We start from the raw sequence: 16,938 nt of genomic DNA on the forward strand, positions 1-16,938 counted from the left end.
TCGTCCTGTCGCCCCTCGTCTCCCTGGAGGTTCCTGCCCGATGGTCCAGTCGGTGGGTATCAAGGACGTCGCCCGAGCCGCCGGAGTCTCCGTCGGCACGGTCTCGAACGTCATCAATCGTCCGGACTCCGTCGCCACCGAGACCCGGGCGCGCGTCCTGTCCGCGATAGACCGGCTCGGCTATGTCCGCAGCGAGTCCGCCCGCCAGCTGCGCGCGGGCCGCAGCCGGATCATGGGCCTGCTCGTGCTCGACATGGGCAACCCCTTCTTCGTCGACGTCGCACGCGGCGCCGAGCGGGCCGCCCGTGAGGACGGCCTCGGCGTGATGGTCTGCAACAGCGCCCAGAGCGCGAGCGAGGAGGCGGAGTACCTGTCCCTCTTCGCCGAGCAGCGGGTCCGCGGAGTCCTGCTCACCCCGACCGACGCCTCCGGCCGCAACATCGACTCCTTCCGCCGCCACGGCATCCCCTTCGTCCTCGTCGACCGGGTCGCCGAGGGCACCACGGAGTGCTCGGTCTCCGTCGACGACGTCGCGGGCGGGGCCCTGGCCGTACGCCACCTCGTGGACGCCGGGCACCGCTCCATCGCCTACGTCAGCGGCCCGCCCGGCCTCAACCAGGTTCGCGACCGCCGCACCGGCGCCCTGAACGCTCTCGCCGAGGCGGGCCTGGGCCCCGACCACCTGCGCGAGCTGCCCACCGAACGTCTCGACGTGGCCGCGGGCCGGGACGCCGGCGCCCGCCTGCTCGGCCTCGCGGACCGTCCGACCGCCGTGTTCTGCGCCAACGACCTGCTCGCCCTCGGCGTGCTGCAGGCCATGTACGCGGCGGGGATCACGGTCCCCGACGACCTCGCCATCGTCGGCTACGACGACATCGAGTTCGCCGCCGCCGCGGCCGTCCCGCTCACCTCCGTCCGCCAGCCGGCCGTCACCATGGGCGCCCTGGCCGCCGAACTGCTCCTGGAGGAGACGGAGGCGGAGACCACCGGCAAGCGCCACGAGCACCGCCGGGTGGTGCTCCAGCCCGAACTGGTGGTGCGGCGCTCCAGCCTGGCTGCCCGCTGACCCGCAAGTCAGTAAGATTTCATGATCGAAGGGGTCGGTCGGCGGACGAACATGTGCTGAACTGGGACGCGCCCTGAAGAATCCGTCCGTCCCGGGAGCCCAGTTGTCCGCGACCTACCGCCAGCCCGGCCTCGTCCTCACCGACCGCCGCTTCAGCGTCCCCCTCGACCATGACGACCCGGCCGGGGAGACGATCGAGCTCTACGCCCGTGAGGCCGTGGCGAGCGACAAGGCGGGCCAGAACCTGCCGTGGCTGGTCTACCTCCAGGGCGGGCCCGGCTTCGGCGCGAACCGATTCGTCGGCAAGGGGGGCTGGTTCGGGCGGGCCCTGAAGGAGTACCGCGTCCTCCTGCTCGACCAGCGCGGTACGGGCCACTCCAGCCCCGCCAACCGCCAGACCCTCCCGCTGCGCGGCGGCGCCGCCGAACAGGCCGACTACCTGGCCCGCTTCCGCGCCGACTCCATCGTCCGCGACTGCGAGGCGATCCGCCCCCAGGTGACGGGCGGCGCCCCCTGGACCGTCCTCGGCCAGAGCTTCGGCGGTTTCTGCGCCACGACCTATCTGTCCCTCGCCCCCGAGGGCCTCGCCGCCGCCGTCATCACCGGCGGTCTGCCCTCCCTCGACGCCCACGCCGACGACGTCTACCGGGCCGCCTACCCGCGTGTGGAGCGCAAGGTCGCCGCGCACTACGCCCGCTATCCGCAGGAGGTCGAGCGGGCCCGCCGTATCGCCGACCACCTCCTCACCCACGAGGTGACCCTGCCGAACGGCTACCGGCTGACCGTCGAGGCCTTCCAGTCGCTCGGCATCCTCCTGGGCGGCAGCGAGGGCAGCCACCGGCTGCATTTCCTCCTGGAGCACGCCTTCGTCCGCACCCCGCAGGGCCCGGAGCTCTCCGACGCCTTCCAGGAAGAGGTCCAGGGCCTCCTCTCCTACGCGCCCCACCCGCTCTACGCCCTCGTCCACGAGGCCACCTACGGCCAGGACGAGCGGCCCACCGCCTGGTCGGCCGAACGGGTACGCGCCGAGTTCCCGCAGTTCGACGCGGCCAAGTCCCTCGCCGGCGACGAGCCGCTGCTGTTCACCGGCGAGTCGATCCACCCTTGGCTGTTCGACTGCGACCCGGCCCTGCGGCCGCTGCGCGAGACCGCCGAACTCCTGGCCGCCCGCACCGACTGGCAGCCTCTGTACGACCCGGCCCGCCTCGCCGCCAACGAGGTTCCGGTCGCCGCCGCCGTCTACCACGACGACATGTACGTCGACACGGCCCACTCCCTTCGGACCGCCCGCGCGATCCGCGGGCTCCGCACCTGGGTGACGGACGAGTTCGAGCATGACGGCGTCCGTGCGGGCGGCCCGCGGGTGCTGGACCGGCTGCTCTCCCTCGTCCGCGGCGAGGTCTGACGCCGAAGACCGGGGCCGTCGTGGGCGCGAGCGGCCCGTGGGCGACGACATGCCCCCCTTTCGATTCCGGCATAAGGTTCATTTCGATCAAGTGTCGACGCCGGAGTCGAGAGGACGTCAGCCGATGAGCACACCGTCACCCCACGGACGGTCCCGGATCGCCGCCCTCGCCGTGGTCATGGCCGCCGCGAGCACGCTCGCCCTGGCGGCGTGCGGCAGTGACGACGACTCCGGTGGCACGTCGGTCTCCGCCGAACGGCCGACCGCCCCGGACACCGCCTCCTTCTTCGGCAGCGCGGCCTCCGCGCTCGCGTCCGCCGAGGCCTCGGCCCGGGCCAAGGCCTCCGAACTGGCCGCGTCCGCCTCGGCGGCCGCCTCCTCCTTCGAGGCAGCCGTCTCCGCCGAGACGGCGCGCGCCGCCAAGGCCGCGCGGACCGAGCTCGCCAAGGTGGACGGACCGGGCAACGCCAGATCCGAGGTCACCATGACCGGCAAGCCGCGCTCCGAGACCGGGGGCCTGCTCGCCGTCGTCGTCACCATCACCAACAAGACCGAAGCGACGGCCTCGTACGCCGTCCAGGTCGACTTCCTGGACTCGTCGGGCAAGGTGGTGGAGACCCGGTACGTCGGCGCCGAGGACCTGAAGCCGGGGGAGAAGGTCCAGCCCGTCGCCGTCAGCCGCAAGCCCGCCGACCCGGTGCTGACGCCCAAGCTGGCGAAGGCGCAACGGTATTGACCCACGCCGTGCGTCATGTGATCGTCTCGCTTCCACGGACGACCCCGGCTCGACCTGCCGGGCAGCGCCCGCTGACTCAGGCCGCCACGGCCGGTGCCCCGGACGTGCGGTGCGGGCTCACGACCCGTCCGTCCGGCAGAAGTTCACCGGTGTCGTCGAAGACGACGGTGCCGTTGCACAGCAGGCTCCAGCCCTGTTCGGGATGGGCGGAGACGATCACCGCGGTGTGGTGGTCGGGGCTGTCGACGGTGGGGCACGGGGGCTGGTGGCTGCACATGACGCCTCCTCGATGCGTTCGGCTCCTGCCTCGGTCGGCCGGTGTCTCTGTGGTAGCGGAGTTTGTTTTCCGTTGGATGAGGAGACCCCCACATCGCCGGAAACCCGTCGGTGAGTTCCTGTCAGGCAGGCCGGTCCCCGGGGCCCGTTAGGCTGGCCGCGATGCCAGAACAGATGATCGACCTCAGGGGCGACTGCGCACGGTGCTTCGGCCTGTGCTGTGTCGCTCTGCCCTTCACCGCCTCCGCGGACTTCGCCCGCGACAAGCCGGCCGGCACGCCCTGCCCCAACCTCCGGGACGACCACCGGTGCGGCATCCACGCCAGGCTGCGGGACAAGGGCTACACCGGATGCACGGTCTACGACTGCTTCGGCGCCGGGCAGAAGGTCTCGCAGGTCACCTTCGGCGGCCGGGACTGGCGTGACGGTCCGCGTGCGGACGCCCGCCGGATGTTCGACGTCTTCCCGGTCGTGCGCCAGCTCCACGAACTGCTCTGGTATCTCACCGAGGCGCTGACCCTGCCCGCCGCCCGCCCGGTCCACGCCGACCTGCGCCGCATGCTGGAGCGGACCGAGGCGCTCACCCGGGGGACCGCCGATGAGCTCGCCGCCCTCGACGTCCCCGCGCACCGGCAGCAGGTCAACGTCCTCCTGCTGCGCACCAGTGAGCTGGTGCGGGCCGGCCTGGGCGGCGGGAGCAAGAAGAAGAACCGCCGGGGCGCCGACCTGATGGGTGCCCGTCTCAAGGGCGCCGACCTGCGCGGCGCCAGTCTCCGCGGCGCCTACCTCATAGCGGCCGACCTCTCCGGCGCCGACCTGCGCGGCGCGGATCTGATCGGCGCCGACCTGCGCGACGCCGACCTGAGGGACGCGGACCTGACCGGCGCGTTCTTCCTCACCCAGCCCCAGCTGAACGCGGCCAGGGGCAGCGCCGGAACCCGGCTGCCGGAGTCAGTCACCCGCCCTGTGCACTGGACAGCGTGACTCGGAGGCCGGAACCGGGGCCTCGTCCGGATTCGCCACGGGGGCGGCCATGGCGGCGCTGCCCGCCCGCCGTTCCAGGTGCAGCCGAAGCCCGTCCGGCATCAGCGTCAGCCGCTCGGTCACGCTGAGCCGGTAGCCGGGGTCGGCCCGCAGCTCGTAGCGGCGCAGCAGCAGGCCGAGCACCAGCGTGGCCTCGTGGAGCGCGAACTGGCGCCCGATGCAGGCCCGCGCCCCGGTGCCGAACGGCTTGAAGACATGCGGGGGACGCGACCGTACGGCCTTGGGGTCGAAGCGGTCCGGGTCGAACCGCTCGGCGTCGGCGCCCCACACCTCGGGATCGCGCTGGAGCATCGGCGTGAGCACCAGCGTCCAGGCCCCGCGGCGCATCGGGTGCTGCCCCGCCAGCACGGTGTCCTCGACCGCCTCGCGGGCGAACGCGGGCGCCGTCGGCCACAAGCGCAGCGACTCGTCCAGCACCCGGCGCACATACCGCAGCTTCGCCACCTGGTCGTACCCCGGCGCGTCGGTGGCGCCCCACACGCGGTCCACCTCGTCACGCGCGCGTGCCGCGACCTCGGGGTGGCGGGAGAGGTAGTGCAGCGCGAAGGAGAGCGCGCCGGACGTGGTCTCGTGGCCGGCCACCAGGAAGGTGATGACCTGCCTGCGGACGTTCTCCGGCGACAGCCGCTCACCGGTCTCCGGGTGGGCCGTCTCCAGCATCCGGTCGAGCAGGTCACCGTCCCCGCGCGCCCCGCGCCTGGCGCGGACCAGGTCGTCGACCATCCGGTTGAGGTAGGCGATGTCGTCCGCGTTGCGCCGCGCGGCACGCCGGACCAGAGCGGGGAAGGGCACGGAGTTGAGGCGCTGCGCGTAGGTCAGGGTGCCCACCATCGCCGTCACGAAGGGGTGCGGCCGGTCCCGTTCGAAGGAGCCGAAGTCGTGCCCGAACCCGGTCCGCGCGATGGTCTCCAGGGTCAGCTTGGTCATGTCGCCTGGCACGTCCACCGACCGGCCCGCCATCTGCTCGCGATCCCAGTGGTCCGTCAGCTGCCCCGCCACGGCCAGCATCATCGGGTGGTAGGCCGCCATCGCCTCCCGGCTGAAGCCCGGTGCCAGCACGTCGTGCGCCAGCTGCCAGTTCGGCTCGTGGTTGTACGCGGTGAACAGCCCGTCGCCGGCGACCGGCCGGAGATTGGCGACCCCGAGGCCCACGTGCTTGGCGAACCGCGACTCGTCCGCCAGGTCCGCCACCAGCTCGGCTCCCCAGGTGAACACGAACTCCCGGTTGAACGCCCTGCGCCGGAAGATCGGCCCCAGTCGGCGGGCGAAGCGCACGGAGTCCTGGAGCGGGGTGGCCCGGTCGACGCCCAGCACGTCGCCGAGCAGGGGGAGCCGGCGCGGCGGATGCGGAATGCGGTGCAGCTCCGGCCAGCCCAGCTCGGCGCTGCGGAAACCCGTCGGCCGCGTGGCCGTTGTCGTCGTCTCCGCCATGACGAGATCTCCCTTGATCCAGCGGCAGTTGGGCGCGTTGTACGTGGGTTCAACAGCGCGCTCAGTCTGGTCCCCTTGTTGAATCGGCGTCAAGTAAAGTGCGGGCATGGCCGGGAAGCAGGGCGAGCGCGCGCGTCGCAGGCTCAGCACCGGGGAGCGCCGGGAGCAGCTCCTGTCGGTGGGGGCGAGGCTGTTCTCGGAGAGTCCGTACGACGACGTGTGGATCGAGCAGGTCGCCGAGATCGCCGGCGTCTCGCGCGGGCTGCTCTACCACTACTTCTCGACCAAGCAGGACTTCTTCGCGGCGGTCGTCGAGCGCGAGAGCGAGCGGATGCTGGCCATGACCGCGGCCGTGCCCGGCGTCCCGGTGCGCGAGCAGCTGACAGCGGGGCTGGACACGTATCTGGAGTACGTCCACGCCCACGCCCACGGCTTCCGTGCCTTCCATCGCGCCGACGCCGCCGGGGACCAGGCCGTGCGCCGGGTCTATCACCGGGCACTGGCAGCACAGGAGCGGCAGATCCTGGCGGCGCTGGCCGCGGATCCGGAGTTCGGCGCACAGGCGCAGGAGCGCCCCGACCTTCAGCTGGCCGTCCGGGGCTGGCTGGCCTTCACCACGGCCGTCTGCCTGGAGTGGCTGCGGGGTGCGGACCTCTCCCGGGAACAGGTGCGCGACCTGTGCGCGCGGGCCCTGCTCGGCGTTCTCAGGCCCTGACCGGAATCAGCACGTCCGTCACGCCTTCCATGGTTGGCTTCGTCGCCGATCTTCGCTAAGTTAGGCAAGGCTTACCTTAGGAGGCAATGGATGGGTGACAGCCAAACCTGGACGGCCGCGCCTTCCGCGGCGGAACACGCCCGGTCGGTGCTCACCGCCGCGTGGTCCTGCGCGGTGACCGCCGAGGGCGGCCGCGAGGAGTTCGTCGGCGCGCACACGGTCGCCGAGGACGGACGGGTGACCCTGGAGGTGCCCGAGGACAGCACTCTGGTCGCGGCCGCGATCTGTGCGCCCCGCGGCGAGCCGTCCGCCGTCCTGGAGTTCGCCGACGTGGCACCCGTTCCCTTGCGCAGCCGTATCCGCGCCCGGCTGTGGATCGCCGGCTGGTTCGCCGCCAGGGACGGCCGGCTGGAGTTCGAGGCCACGCGCGTGGTGCTGCGCCGTCCCTCCGGCGCGGTGGTCGTCGACCTCGACGACTTCGCCACCGCCGCACCCGACCCGCTCGCCACAGCCGAGGCCCGGCTGCTCACCCACCTCGCCGACTGCCACCCCGACGCGGTCGAGCGGCTCACGAGGCTCGTCGACCCCGACAGCCTCCACGGCGCGGTCCGCGTCCAGCCTCTCGCCGTGGACCGGCACGGACTGACCCTGCGCATCGAGCGCGCCCGCGCCCACGGCGACGTACGGCTGCCCTTCCACGCGCCCGCCGACGACGTGGCGCGGCTGACCGAGCGCATGCAAGTGCTGCTCACCCAGGCGAGCGCCGCGTCCTGCCCGCGTGCCCTACAGCGGCAGCGCACAGACGGCGACGGGTGAGGCGAACGGCTCTCCGGCGAGTCGCAGGTCACCGCTCGACGTGTCCACGTGGAAGACGCTGACGGTGCCGGACCTCTGATTCGCCGCGAAGAGCAGCCCGCCGTCGGGGGAGAAGGCGATCTGCCGCGGGAAGTCACCGTGCACCGGCACGGTGTCGAGCAGCCTGAGCCGGGCGCCGTCCGCCTCCACCGCGTACCGCGTGAGGCTGTTGTCGCCCCGGTTGGCGAGATAGGCGTACGCGCCGTTCGCGGTGACCAGGAACTGCGCCGGGTAGTTCGTGCCCGAGCCCGTCCCCGTGGACTGCGGCCCTCCGATGGAGACACGGCCCGTCCTGCGGTCGTACGCGCACACCGCCACCGTGTTGTCGACCTCGTTGGCGAGATAGGCGTACCGGCCCCCGGGATGAAAGGTGAGATGGCGCGGCCCGGCGCCCGCCCGGGCCCGGGCCCGCGAGACCTCCGTGAGGGTGCCGGTCCGCTCGTTGAGGCGATAGCTGTAGACGGTGTCCGTGCCCAGGTCGACGGCAAGGACGTGGCCGCCGTCGGGACTGGTGAGGAACTGGTGGGCGTGCGGCCCCTCCTGGCCGGGCCCCGGCGCCGGACTGGAGTGCGTGACCGAATCCCTGAGCTCGCCGAGCGCACCCGAGGAGCCGATGGGATGCACGGCCACACTGCCGGAGCCGTAGTTCGCGCTGAGCAGCCAGCGCCCGCCCGGATGCACCGACAGATGACACGGCCCCGCCCCACCGGTGCTCCGGCTCCCCAGCACCTTGCGGTCGGACAGGCGTACGGCGGTCACCGCACCGGCATCGCGCTCTGCGACCGCGTACAGGGTGCGCCCGTCGGGGTGAACGGCGAGGTACGACGGGTTGGTGAGGCCGGTGATCGTGCCGGCGCCGGTGATCCGGCCGCTGCCGGCGTCATAGGAAGCGAGCCCGATGCCGTCGCCGCCGCCCTCGACGGAGGTGTACGTGCCGAGGTAGAGGGGGCGGGGGCCGGTCGAAGCGGGAGCGGACGGTGTCCTCGCCCGGCTCGGTGAAGCGGCACCGGGGGAGGTGGTCCCGGGGGAGGCGGGAGTCCGCGCGGGCGCCGACTCCGGTGACGCCCCGGAGGACTTGGCGCAGCCGGCGATCCCCGAGCCCGCACCCGCGAGGACGCCGACGAACCGGCGCCTGCTCCAGCCGCCGTTCGCACTGCTCATCCCTGCGCACCCCGGGTGATCGATGGTGTCGGACCGTCTCGGACCTGGACAGCCACCTTCACCCGGATCGCCCGGCCGGTGCAACCCGAGCCCCGCCGCCCCCTACCAGTCGCCGTCCTCGACCGGCTTGCCCGGCGCGTCCCCCAACGGCTTGACCTGCTGCGAGGTGGGCTGCTGCCAGGGCTCGTGATCGTCACCGAGCCACTCGCCCACCGGTTTCACGCCCTCCAGCGGTTCCGTAGGGGCGAGATCCTCCGCGTCCTGGTCGTAGTAGTCGAACCAGGGCAGCCCCGCCCTGGTGTAGGCCGCCCGGTCCACGGGGGACGGCGGGGGCGCCTCGCCGGTGATGCGGCGCCACTCGGGCGGCGTCACCAGGTGCACGAAGACCCGCCCGGCCGCTGTGTCCGCCCAGTCCGACAGCGGCCGGTCGTCCCGGTAGACCTCCTGGTGCAGGGAACCGCCGACGCCGAGCCCCATCGAGGGGGCGCTGCGGGGCGGGGCCCCCGGAGCGGCCGGCGCCGCCATGGCCATGGGCACGGCCGCGCCGTAGCCCATGGCGGGCCCGCTCGCCGAACGCATCCGCTGCTGCGCCTGCCGCCACTGGCTCAGTCGCTCCTCGACCAGCCGGAACGACTGCAGCTGGACGCCGCCCCAGACCTCCTCGCCGGTGACCTGCCCCTCGACGGTGGCGCCCAGCCCGAGCGGCACCGCGACGAACTGGCGGACCGTCCCCTTGCCCGAGTTGATGCCGTCCAGCCAGGGCTGGCGGGGCAGCACCACGTAGTTCTGCGGGTCACGGGCGAGCCGGTCGCTCCACGGCTTCCCGGAGACCGCGCACACCTTGCCCACCCCCACCTGGAGGGCGGCGGGCTCGACGGTGCCCCCGAAGCTCAGCCACATGGCCTCGCGCAGATACACCGGCAGCATCACCCCGCCGCGGGCCCGCCACTGCTCCGGCACGGTGTCCGGATAGTCGCAGACGCGGCGCACCGGGAACTCACCGAGCCCCGGCGGCAGCGGATGCGTGCCCGTCTCGGGCAGCCGCAGGGTGCGGACGAACCGCACCGCCGCACCGCCCGGCAGCCGCAGTGTGTTCCCGTCGATCCGCACGCTCGTGTCGGTCATCGACCCGCCCCCTGTGATTGTCCGGTGTGCCTGTGTCACCTGGAACGACGGGAGAGTGCCGAGCGGTTCCTGCGCCAGCGTTCCTGCATCCGGGTCAGGTGCGGCATCCGCTCGCGCTGTTCCTTGGACGCACGGTCCAGCTCCTCCAGCAGACGGCGGGAGCGGTGCTCGGTGTCCAGCTCGTCGAGAATGCGGTTGACCTCGGTGAGCACGGCCCCGTGCAGGTGCCACTGGCGGGTGTCCCGCTGGATCTCCTCCAGGAGCAGTTGGGCCAGTTTGTCGCGGGTCGCCGAGGCCTGGCGCAGCTCGGCGGTGAGGCGGGCCTCCGCGGACTCGGCGCTCACGCTCACATGGGTGGTGACCAGCACCGCGAAGCTGACCACGGCGTCGCCGATCTCGGACAGCAGTTGCTCCACGGTCCGGCCGGTCTCCGGCCCGAACAGGGGCTCGGGAGCCCGGTCCTTGTCGAGCGGGTACGGGTCGTCGGCGAAGGGGTCGCGTTCCTTGGCGAGGTCGGTGAGGGTGCGGGCGAGGACCCGCAGCACGACCGTGCAGATCTCCAGGGTGTCCAGGCCGGTGCGCAGCACCACCCGGTGCAGCAGGCCCTCCTTCACCCTGGGGTTCAGCTTGAGGCTGTCCTCGGCCTGCCGGAGGGCCGCGTCCACCTCGACGATGTCGTGGTCGAGCTCCCGCGCCTCGTACAGCCGGGCCGTCGCCCGCTCCACGGGCGTACGGCCCGCGGCCTCCTCGCCCATCCGCCGCATCAGCTTCCGCAGCCGGCGGGCCAGCCCCTCGATCGACTCGCCGGCCTCGTCCACCCACACCGGGGGAGCGAGCAGCAGATTGCAGGCCAGTCCGACGACCGCGCCGATCAGTGTCTCCACGATCCGTGCCCAGGCGGTGTCCCCGACGGTCGTCACCCCGAGCACCAGCATGGCGCTGATCGCCACCTCGGGCACGAACTCCTCGACCTTGACCAGTCGTCCGACCACCAGCGACGCCACGATCAGCAGACCGAGGCTCCACCAGGTCAGGCCCACCAGCAGACTGAAGGCGATGGCGACGAGGACACCGGTGACCACCGAGTTCACCCGGCGGATGCCGGTGGTGAGCGTGGAGTAGAGAGTGACCTGGACGACGAGCAGCGCGGTCAGGGGCGCGGTGAGCGGGGCCGCCTCGGGGCTGAGCCGCAGTGCGATGACGTAGGCGATCGTCGCCGCGGCCGCCGACCGCAGTGTCTGTACGACCACGGGGTCCCGGCGCCGTTTCACGGACCGCACCAGGGACGCCGTCCCCTCACGTACCTCTCGCATCCTCAGTGTGTTCCTCTTCCACGTAGGCGTCCGGTGCCGGCGTATACGGACTGTGACGGTCCGCAAGCGTGCCCCCATTGTGGGCTGCGTCCGGCTCACAGCAAGGACCCCGGGCAGTGACGGCGGACACCCGGCACCACCTCGGCCGATCCCCGAGAGCACGCTCGACGGTGGTTTGCGCCGATGCGGGGCGGAAGCGCGGGGCGGCGACTGGATACGGCCCTCCACCATCCTGACCCTGCTCGCCGCCCCCTGCACGGCCGCACCGGGAGTGGCGCCCCTGTCCGCGGCTCAGGCGTGGATGCGGGCGCGAACGGCCGGCCCGGACGCCGAGGGCAGCGCCGAGCGGGTCCAACCGGGTGCGGTGCCGCGACCACGGCACTCGACCCGCGGCCCGTCACCGGCCGGCCAGGCAGGGCCCGTCGCGCCCACCGGATCGGCGGCGCCCATCCCGAGGTCCGCGCCCTCGCTGTCCTGACCCGCCTTCACCGAGTGGCGGCGGCCCGGCTTCGGGAGCGGTAACCGGCGATCTTCGCGAGGTTGCCGCAGCGGTCCATCGAGCACCAACGGCGGCGGCGGGCCTGCGAGTCGTCCAGGAACAGCAGCGAACAGTTCGGGTTCTCGCACTCCTTGACCCGCTCCAGGAGCGAACCCCGCACGAGGAGTACGGCGTCCCGCGCCACCGTCGCCAGCGCCGCGCGGGCCGGACTGCGCGCCGTCCAGCGGGCCGGGCCGAGCTGGGGTGCGAGGTCCGGCTGGGCGGCGGCCTCGTTGACCCGCGCCACGTCGGACGGGTCCGGCTCCCGCCCGGCCATCGCGGCGCGGACCAGGGAGTACAGGGCCTCGCGCAGGAGACGGGCCTCCGCCAGGTCGCGCGCGGTGACCCGCATCTGGCCCTCGTCGGTCGTCAACTCGGCCTCGGTGAACCAGCGGACGAGCGCGGCGGTGTCGGGGAGCCGCTCCAGCGGGGTGGTGTGCCGTTTGCCGAGGGTGGCCGCGAAGTCCAGGCAGGGGCGGCCGCCGATGAACGGGAACGCGAGGGCCGGGTCGGCGGGGACGGGGCTGCCGGTCATGCCGTCGAGAGTACACCGGTTCATGCGGTGTCGGGTCATGGCCGCGAACCCTCTTGACACCGGTTGAAGCGGTGTCGGAGAGTGACACCACTTCAACCGGTGTCAGTTGCTCGGGTGGCCGGGCAGGGAGCAGGTGCGGTATGCGTGCGGTGCGGATCGACAGCTTCGGTGGGCCGGAGGCACTGGTGCCGGTCGACGTTCCCGACCCGGTGCCCGGCCCCGGGGAGGTGCTGGTGCGGATCGCCGCGGCCGGGGTGAACCGGGCCGACGCGCTGCTCCGCGCCGGCCTCTACCACCGTGCCGGGCGTCCGCCGCTCGTCCCGGGCGTCGAGGCTGCGGGAGTCGTCGTCGAGGTGGGGGAGGGGGTGACCGAAGTCACTCCGGGACAGCGGGTCATGGCCCTGGACGGCGGCAAGTCGTCCGGTTTCTATGCCCAGTTGGCCACCGTGCCCGCCACCCATCTGGTCGTGCTTCCCGACGCCGTGGACCTGACCCGGGCGGCCGCCCTGCCGGTCGCCTGGCTCAGCGCCTGGTACTGCCTGCGCCGTCTCGCCCGCGTCACCAAGGACGACACGGTCGTGGTGAAGGCGGCGGCGAGCGGCGTCGGCACGGCGGCCGTGCAGATCGCCGCCGGGACCGGGGCGCGGGTGATCGCCCTCGCCGGTTCGGCCGAGAAGGCCGCCTGGGCTGGGGAGTTCGGAGCCGACATCACCCTCGACACCTCCGCCCACCCCGACGACGCCGAGGTCGGGGAGGTGCTGCGGCTCACCGACGGCCGGGGCGCCGACGTCGTCCTGGACACGGTCGGCGGCCGGGCTTTCGGGCGCAGCCTGCGCGAAGTGGCCCACGGCGGGCGGGTGGTGGCCCTGGCCAACGTCGCCCTGGAACCGAGCACCGTCGACACCCGCGACTTCTATCCCAAGAACGCCTCGATCCTGGGCTTCCAGCTCACCAACCTGCAGATCCACGGCTACGACCCGCGTCCCGACCTGCGAGAACTGGCCGAGCGGGTCGCCGCGGGCGTCTACCGCGTACCGATCGAGACCGTCGTACCCCTGGAAGAGGCGCGGTCCGCCCACGAGCGGTTGGAACGGCGTGACAACCGGGGCAAGATCGTGCTCGCCGTCGGGCCGGACATCAGCAAATGAGGTGCGGGCGCCCACCTCGGCAGGTGATCATCTGAGGCGTGGGTGAGTCGTGAGCGGGGAGGCGCCGGTGAGTTCAGCCGGGTCGGCACGAGCGCGGGCGGCGCTGAGCCATGTGGCGGCGGCGTCGCAGGGTCCGCCCGTCGACCCGGACGTGCGCATCACGCTGAACTTCCACCCGGACCGCCTGGCGCGCGGCCTGCCCCTCCTGGAGGCGCTCGCCCGGGACGGCGTCTACCACTCGCAGTTCGTCACCGGCACCAGCAACGGCGGCCTGACCGCGCACCCCGGCGGCGACCGCTGGCGCTGGGAGAGCCGGATCTTCGGCGGCGCCTACGACGACGCGGACGCCCACGAGCGGCCCGTGTACGGCGCGCTGAACTTCCGCCGTCAAGTGGTGGGCGCCGCCCCGCGGTTCGGCTCCTCGCACTTCCGGCTGACCGGAGCATCGCTCGCCCGCGCGACCTTCTGCTACCCCGACAGCGCGGCCGAGCCGGTCGATTTCGGGGTGGCCGCCGGCATGTCCCTGATCGCCCTCGCGGAGGCCGACGAGCGGGACGCCCTCGACGACTACATCGAGGCCCAGGTGCACGGGGGCGTCGACCTGGCCCGCGATGTGGAGGCCCTCGTCCTCGACGCGAGCTACCGGAACACCCCCGTCGAGGCCGCGGCGCGCCTGCTGCCCGTCCCCGTCGAGTGGCACCCCGGTCACCGGATCACCGTGGCCGAACTGCACCGCCACGCCGACTACCGCGGACAGGAGTACGCCGACCTCGGCGCGAGCATCGCCGAGGACGGACTGGTCGATCCTCGGATCATCGGCGACGCCGCCCGGACGGGCCGCTACGAACTCCAGGACCTGAAGATGGTCTGGCACACGCTGGCCCGCTTCGGCGCCCCGGAGGGGGCGGCTCACGCAGGGGAGGTCACCGGGGGCCGGACGCCGGTGGTCAGCACGCCGAGCGCGTAGGCCCGCGCGACCGCTGCCGTACGGTTTCCCGCGTACCACCGCGCCGACAGCCGCCGCCGGTGGTAGCTGCCCCCGTCCGTCCGTCGTCAGCCCGGGCGAGGAGGTCCGGGAACTTCTTTGGGCCGGCGCTCGTGTGTACGTCTGCGGAGACGGATCACGAAGGGCGTCCGGTGTGCGGGAGGCATTCCGTACCCTGTTCCGGGAGCACATGTCCGACGCCGACGAGACGGCCGCCGAGCGGTGGCTCGACGGGCCGGTGCGGGACGGGCGCTACATCGAGGACGTGTACGCCGCCGGGTGAGAGAAGGGGCGGGACGTTGGTGGACTCCTGGGAGTGGGCCCGGCGGGCACTGGAGGGCGCGGGTCTCGACCCCGGCCTCCTCGCCGGCCTGCGGCCGCTGAGCGGCGGCACGTACAACTCGGTCGAGGAGCTCCTGCTCACCGACGGCACCCGCTACGTCCTCAAGGTCCCGCCCGCGTCCACCGTCCCGGGCCTGCGCTACGAGCGTGAACTCCTGCTTTCCGAGGCGGAGTTCTACCGCGCGGCCGTCGTGGCCGAGGTCGCGGCACCACGCGTGGTGGCCCTCGGCGAGGACACCGCCGTACCTCATCTGCTGATGACGGCGTGTCCCGGCGAGCCCTGGGACGCGTCCGTCACCGAAGCCGAACGCGCCCCGCTGCGAAGGGAGTTGGGCCGACAGGTGGCGCGGCTGCACACGGTGACCGGGCCCGGCTTCGGCTACCCCTCCGGCGCCCTCGGCCCGCTCGCCCCCGACTGGCGGACCGCGTTCACCACCATGATCGAGGCGATCCTGGACGACGCCCGGGACTACGAGGCGCGACTGCCGCGCTCCGTCGACCAGGTGGCCGGCACACTCCGGGCCGGCTTCCCCGCCCTCGACGAGATCACGGTTCCCGCCCTGGTCCACTTCGACCTGTGGGACGGGAACATCCTGCTGCACCGCCCGGCCGACGGGGAGCTTCGGGTCGGCGGGCTCATCGACGGGGAGCGGATGTTCTGGGGCGACCCCCTCGCCGACTTCGTCTCCCTGGCGCTGCTCGGCGACATCAAGAAGGACGAGGCGTTTCTCGCGGGCTACCGGGAGGCGGGCGGCCGGGCCGATTTCGACGTCCCCGCCCGGGTGCGCCTGGCCCTCTACCGCGCCTACCTCTACCTGATCATGCTCACCGAGACCGTCCCCCGGGCGGTCGACGACGAGAAAGAACGCTGGGTCCAGTCGGCGGTGGCCCCGGAACTCGTCGCCGCCCTGGACGAGATCGAGGCCCTCGCCAGGGTCACGGGAGCCTGAACACCCTTGAACGGACGCACCGTACGCGACCTCAGACGCGCCAACCGCACCGCCGTGCTGCAGCGCCTCTACTTCGACGGACCCCTCAGCCGCTTCGAACTCGGCCCGGTCACCGGACTGAGCTCCGGCTCGGTCAGCAACGTCGTCGCCGACCTGGTGGCCGACGGCCTACTGGAGGAGGCGGGCAGCGTCGACTCCGACGGCGGACGCCCCCGCACCCTGCTGCGGGTGGCGCCCGGCAGCGGCCACATGATCGGCGTCGACGTCGGCGAGACCCGGGTACGCGTCGAGCTGTTCGACCTGACCCTCACCGAACTCGCCCGCGCCGAACGGCCGTTGACCCAGCTGAGCTACGACGTCGAGGCCATCGTCGGGCACATCCGCGACGGTATCGCCGAAGTGCTCGCCGATGCCGCGATCGAGCCCGAGGCGCTGCTCGGCGTCGGCATCGGAGTGCCCGGCATCGTGGCCCGCACCCCCGAGAGCGGGGCCGTCGTGCACGGCCAGACCATCGGCTGGGACGCCGTCCCGCTGGAGGCACTGCTGCGCACCGGCTCCCCGCTGCCCGGCAGCGTCCGCTACTTCATCGACAACGGCGCCAAGACCCTCGGCCAGGCCGAGATGTGGTTCGGCGGCGGCCGCGGTGCCCGCAGTGCCGTCGTGGTCCTCTTCGGCTCCGGCGTCGGCGCCTGCCTGGTGACGCCCGAGGTGGAGCACGGCCGCGCGGTCGAGTGGGGGCATCTGACCGTACGGGTCAGGGGCCGCCGCTGCCGCTGCGGTGCCCTCGGCTGCCTGGAGGCCTACGCGGGCGCCGAGTCGCTGCTGGAGCGCTGGCGGGAGGAGGGCGGACGGCCGCCCGAGGGCGTCGACGAGGAGACCGCGCTGACCGCCATGATCACCGCCGCACACCCCGCCGACGACAGCCCGGGCGACCCCGTGGCGCTGGCCGTCCTGGAGGAGACCGCCGAGTACCTGGGCGCCGGCCTGTCCGACCTGATCAACCTGTTCCAGCCCGAGCGGATCATCGTCGGCGGCTGGGCCGGGCTCCAGCTGGGCGCACGGTTCCTGCCCGCCGTACGGCGCCACGCGACGGCGTACGCGCTGCGGTACCCGGCGGAGAAGGTCACCGTCGACCTCGGCCGCCTGGGACCCGACGCGGTCACCGTGGGCGCGGCCATCCTTCCGCTCGCCGACTTCTTCGCCCGCGGCGGCCGGCGCCCCGAACCCGCGCCCGAGGGACCGGCACCGGCCTGGCGGGCCGCCCTGGAGGAGCGCTCCCCGCACTGACGTTTCGCCGACCTGCGCGGAGGTAC

At 73.0% G+C, this 16,938-nt stretch carries 16 protein-coding genes and 1 pseudogene; 10 read left to right on the forward strand and 7 right to left on the reverse strand.

The annotated features are described in order from the left end of the window. Positions 1-40 precede the first annotated feature (40 nt). The 3 genes from H293_RS0106520 (at position 41) to H293_RS0106530 (ending at position 3,207) form a co-directional block, all read left to right on the forward strand. Positions 41-1,066 carry a LacI family DNA-binding transcriptional regulator gene (locus H293_RS0106520; protein ID WP_020117079.1) on the forward strand — a complete coding sequence of 342 codons (1,026 nt, stop codon included), beginning with the start codon at positions 41-43 and terminating at the stop codon, positions 1,064-1,066. Between the two features lie 103 nt (positions 1,067-1,169). Further along, positions 1,170-2,471, forward strand: coding sequence for an alpha/beta fold hydrolase (locus H293_RS0106525; RefSeq protein WP_020117080.1), 1,302 nt, complete (start codon positions 1,170-1,172; stop codon positions 2,469-2,471). Between the two features lie 124 nt (positions 2,472-2,595). Beyond that, a complete protein-coding gene (locus H293_RS0106530; protein ID WP_020117081.1) occupies positions 2,596-3,207 on the forward strand; it encodes an FxLYD domain-containing protein in 612 nt (203 codons plus the stop codon). A 76-nt stretch (positions 3,208-3,283) separates the two neighbouring features. Here H293_RS0106530 and H293_RS0106535 read toward each other — a convergent pair whose 3' ends face one another. After that, positions 3,284-3,484 carry a DUF5999 family protein gene (locus H293_RS0106535; RefSeq protein WP_020117082.1) on the reverse strand — a complete coding sequence of 67 codons (201 nt, stop codon included), beginning with the start codon at positions 3,482-3,484 and terminating at the stop codon, positions 3,284-3,286. A 161-nt stretch (positions 3,485-3,645) separates the two neighbouring features. Here H293_RS0106535 and H293_RS0106540 point away from each other — a divergent pair, with 161 nt between their 5' ends. Next, positions 3,646-4,467 carry a pentapeptide repeat-containing protein gene (locus H293_RS0106540; protein ID WP_028807607.1) on the forward strand — a complete coding sequence of 274 codons (822 nt, stop codon included), beginning with the start codon at positions 3,646-3,648 and terminating at the stop codon, positions 4,465-4,467. On the opposite strand, the gene H293_RS0106545 is transcribed toward H293_RS0106540, so the two are convergent. Then, the gene (locus H293_RS0106545) at positions 4,435-5,958 is read right to left on the reverse strand and encodes a cytochrome P450 (RefSeq protein ID WP_020117084.1); all 1,524 of its coding nucleotides are present in this window, start codon (positions 5,956-5,958) and stop codon (positions 4,435-4,437) included. The two genes, H293_RS0106540 and H293_RS0106545, sit on opposite strands and share 33 nt — an antisense overlap. 106 nt (positions 5,959-6,064) lie before the next feature. Between H293_RS0106545 and H293_RS0106550 the strand changes: the two genes are divergently transcribed. Together H293_RS0106550 and H293_RS0106555 are read left to right on the forward strand one after the other, a co-directional pair. Beyond that, positions 6,065-6,673 carry a TetR/AcrR family transcriptional regulator gene (locus tag H293_RS0106550; protein WP_020117085.1) on the forward strand — a complete coding sequence of 203 codons (609 nt, stop codon included), beginning with the start codon at positions 6,065-6,067 and terminating at the stop codon, positions 6,671-6,673. Between the two features lie 90 nt (positions 6,674-6,763). Beyond that, the gene (locus tag H293_RS0106555) at positions 6,764-7,489 is read left to right on the forward strand and encodes a DUF2470 domain-containing protein (protein ID WP_020117086.1); all 726 of its coding nucleotides are present in this window, start codon (positions 6,764-6,766) and stop codon (positions 7,487-7,489) included. Here the strand turns inward: H293_RS0106555 and H293_RS0106560 are convergent. The 4 genes from H293_RS0106560 to H293_RS0106575 form a co-directional block, all read right to left on the reverse strand. After that, entirely contained in the window at positions 7,457-8,689 is a 1,233-nt protein-coding gene (locus H293_RS0106560; protein ID WP_020117087.1) for a lactonase family protein, read from the reverse strand. The two genes, H293_RS0106555 and H293_RS0106560, sit on opposite strands and share 33 nt — an antisense overlap. A 102-nt stretch (positions 8,690-8,791) precedes the next feature. Beyond that, complete coding sequence (locus H293_RS0106565; protein ID WP_020117088.1) at positions 8,792-9,814, reverse strand: hypothetical protein; 1,023 nt, start codon at positions 9,812-9,814, stop codon at positions 8,792-8,794. Positions 9,815-9,849: 35 nt separating this feature from the next. Next, the gene (locus tag H293_RS0106570) at positions 9,850-11,127 is read right to left on the reverse strand and encodes an aromatic acid exporter family protein (RefSeq protein ID WP_020117089.1); all 1,278 of its coding nucleotides are present in this window, start codon (positions 11,125-11,127) and stop codon (positions 9,850-9,852) included. Between the two features lie 485 nt (positions 11,128-11,612). Continuing rightward, a complete protein-coding gene (locus H293_RS0106575) occupies positions 11,613-12,200 on the reverse strand; it encodes a CGNR zinc finger domain-containing protein (RefSeq protein ID WP_033415292.1) in 588 nt (195 codons plus the stop codon). Between the two features lie 140 nt (positions 12,201-12,340). Between H293_RS0106575 and H293_RS0106580 the strand changes: the two genes are divergently transcribed. Further along, positions 12,341-13,348 (forward strand): quinone oxidoreductase family protein, encoded by a 1,008-nt coding sequence (locus H293_RS0106580; RefSeq protein WP_020117091.1) that lies wholly within the window; start codon positions 12,341-12,343, stop codon positions 13,346-13,348. Positions 13,349-13,415: 67 nt separating this feature from the next. Next, complete coding sequence (locus tag H293_RS0106585; protein ID WP_028807608.1) at positions 13,416-14,315, forward strand: DUF3626 domain-containing protein; 900 nt, start codon at positions 13,416-13,418, stop codon at positions 14,313-14,315. Here H293_RS0106585 and H293_RS59940 read toward each other — a convergent pair. Beyond that, positions 14,258-14,395, reverse strand: a pseudogene (locus H293_RS59940) (diguanylate cyclase); the annotation flags it as partial. The gene H293_RS0106585 and the pseudogene H293_RS59940 sit on opposite strands and share 58 nt — an antisense overlap. Before the next feature lie 237 nt (positions 14,396-14,632). On the opposite strand from H293_RS59940, the gene H293_RS0106595 reads away from it, so the two are divergent. Next, on the forward strand, positions 14,633-15,625 hold the full coding sequence (locus tag H293_RS0106595) for a phosphotransferase family protein (RefSeq protein ID WP_028807609.1): 993 nt from the start codon (positions 14,633-14,635) through the stop codon (positions 15,623-15,625). Positions 15,626-15,631: 6 nt separating this feature from the next. Continuing rightward, positions 15,632-16,912, forward strand: coding sequence for an ROK family protein (locus tag H293_RS0106600; protein WP_020117095.1), 1,281 nt, complete (start codon positions 15,632-15,634; stop codon positions 16,910-16,912). Positions 16,913-16,938 lie beyond the last annotated feature (26 nt).

It is taken from the genome of Streptomyces canus 299MFChir4.1 (assembly GCF_000383615.1).
GTDB classification, from domain to species: Bacteria; Actinomycetota; Actinomycetes; order Streptomycetales; family Streptomycetaceae; genus Streptomyces; species Streptomyces canus_C.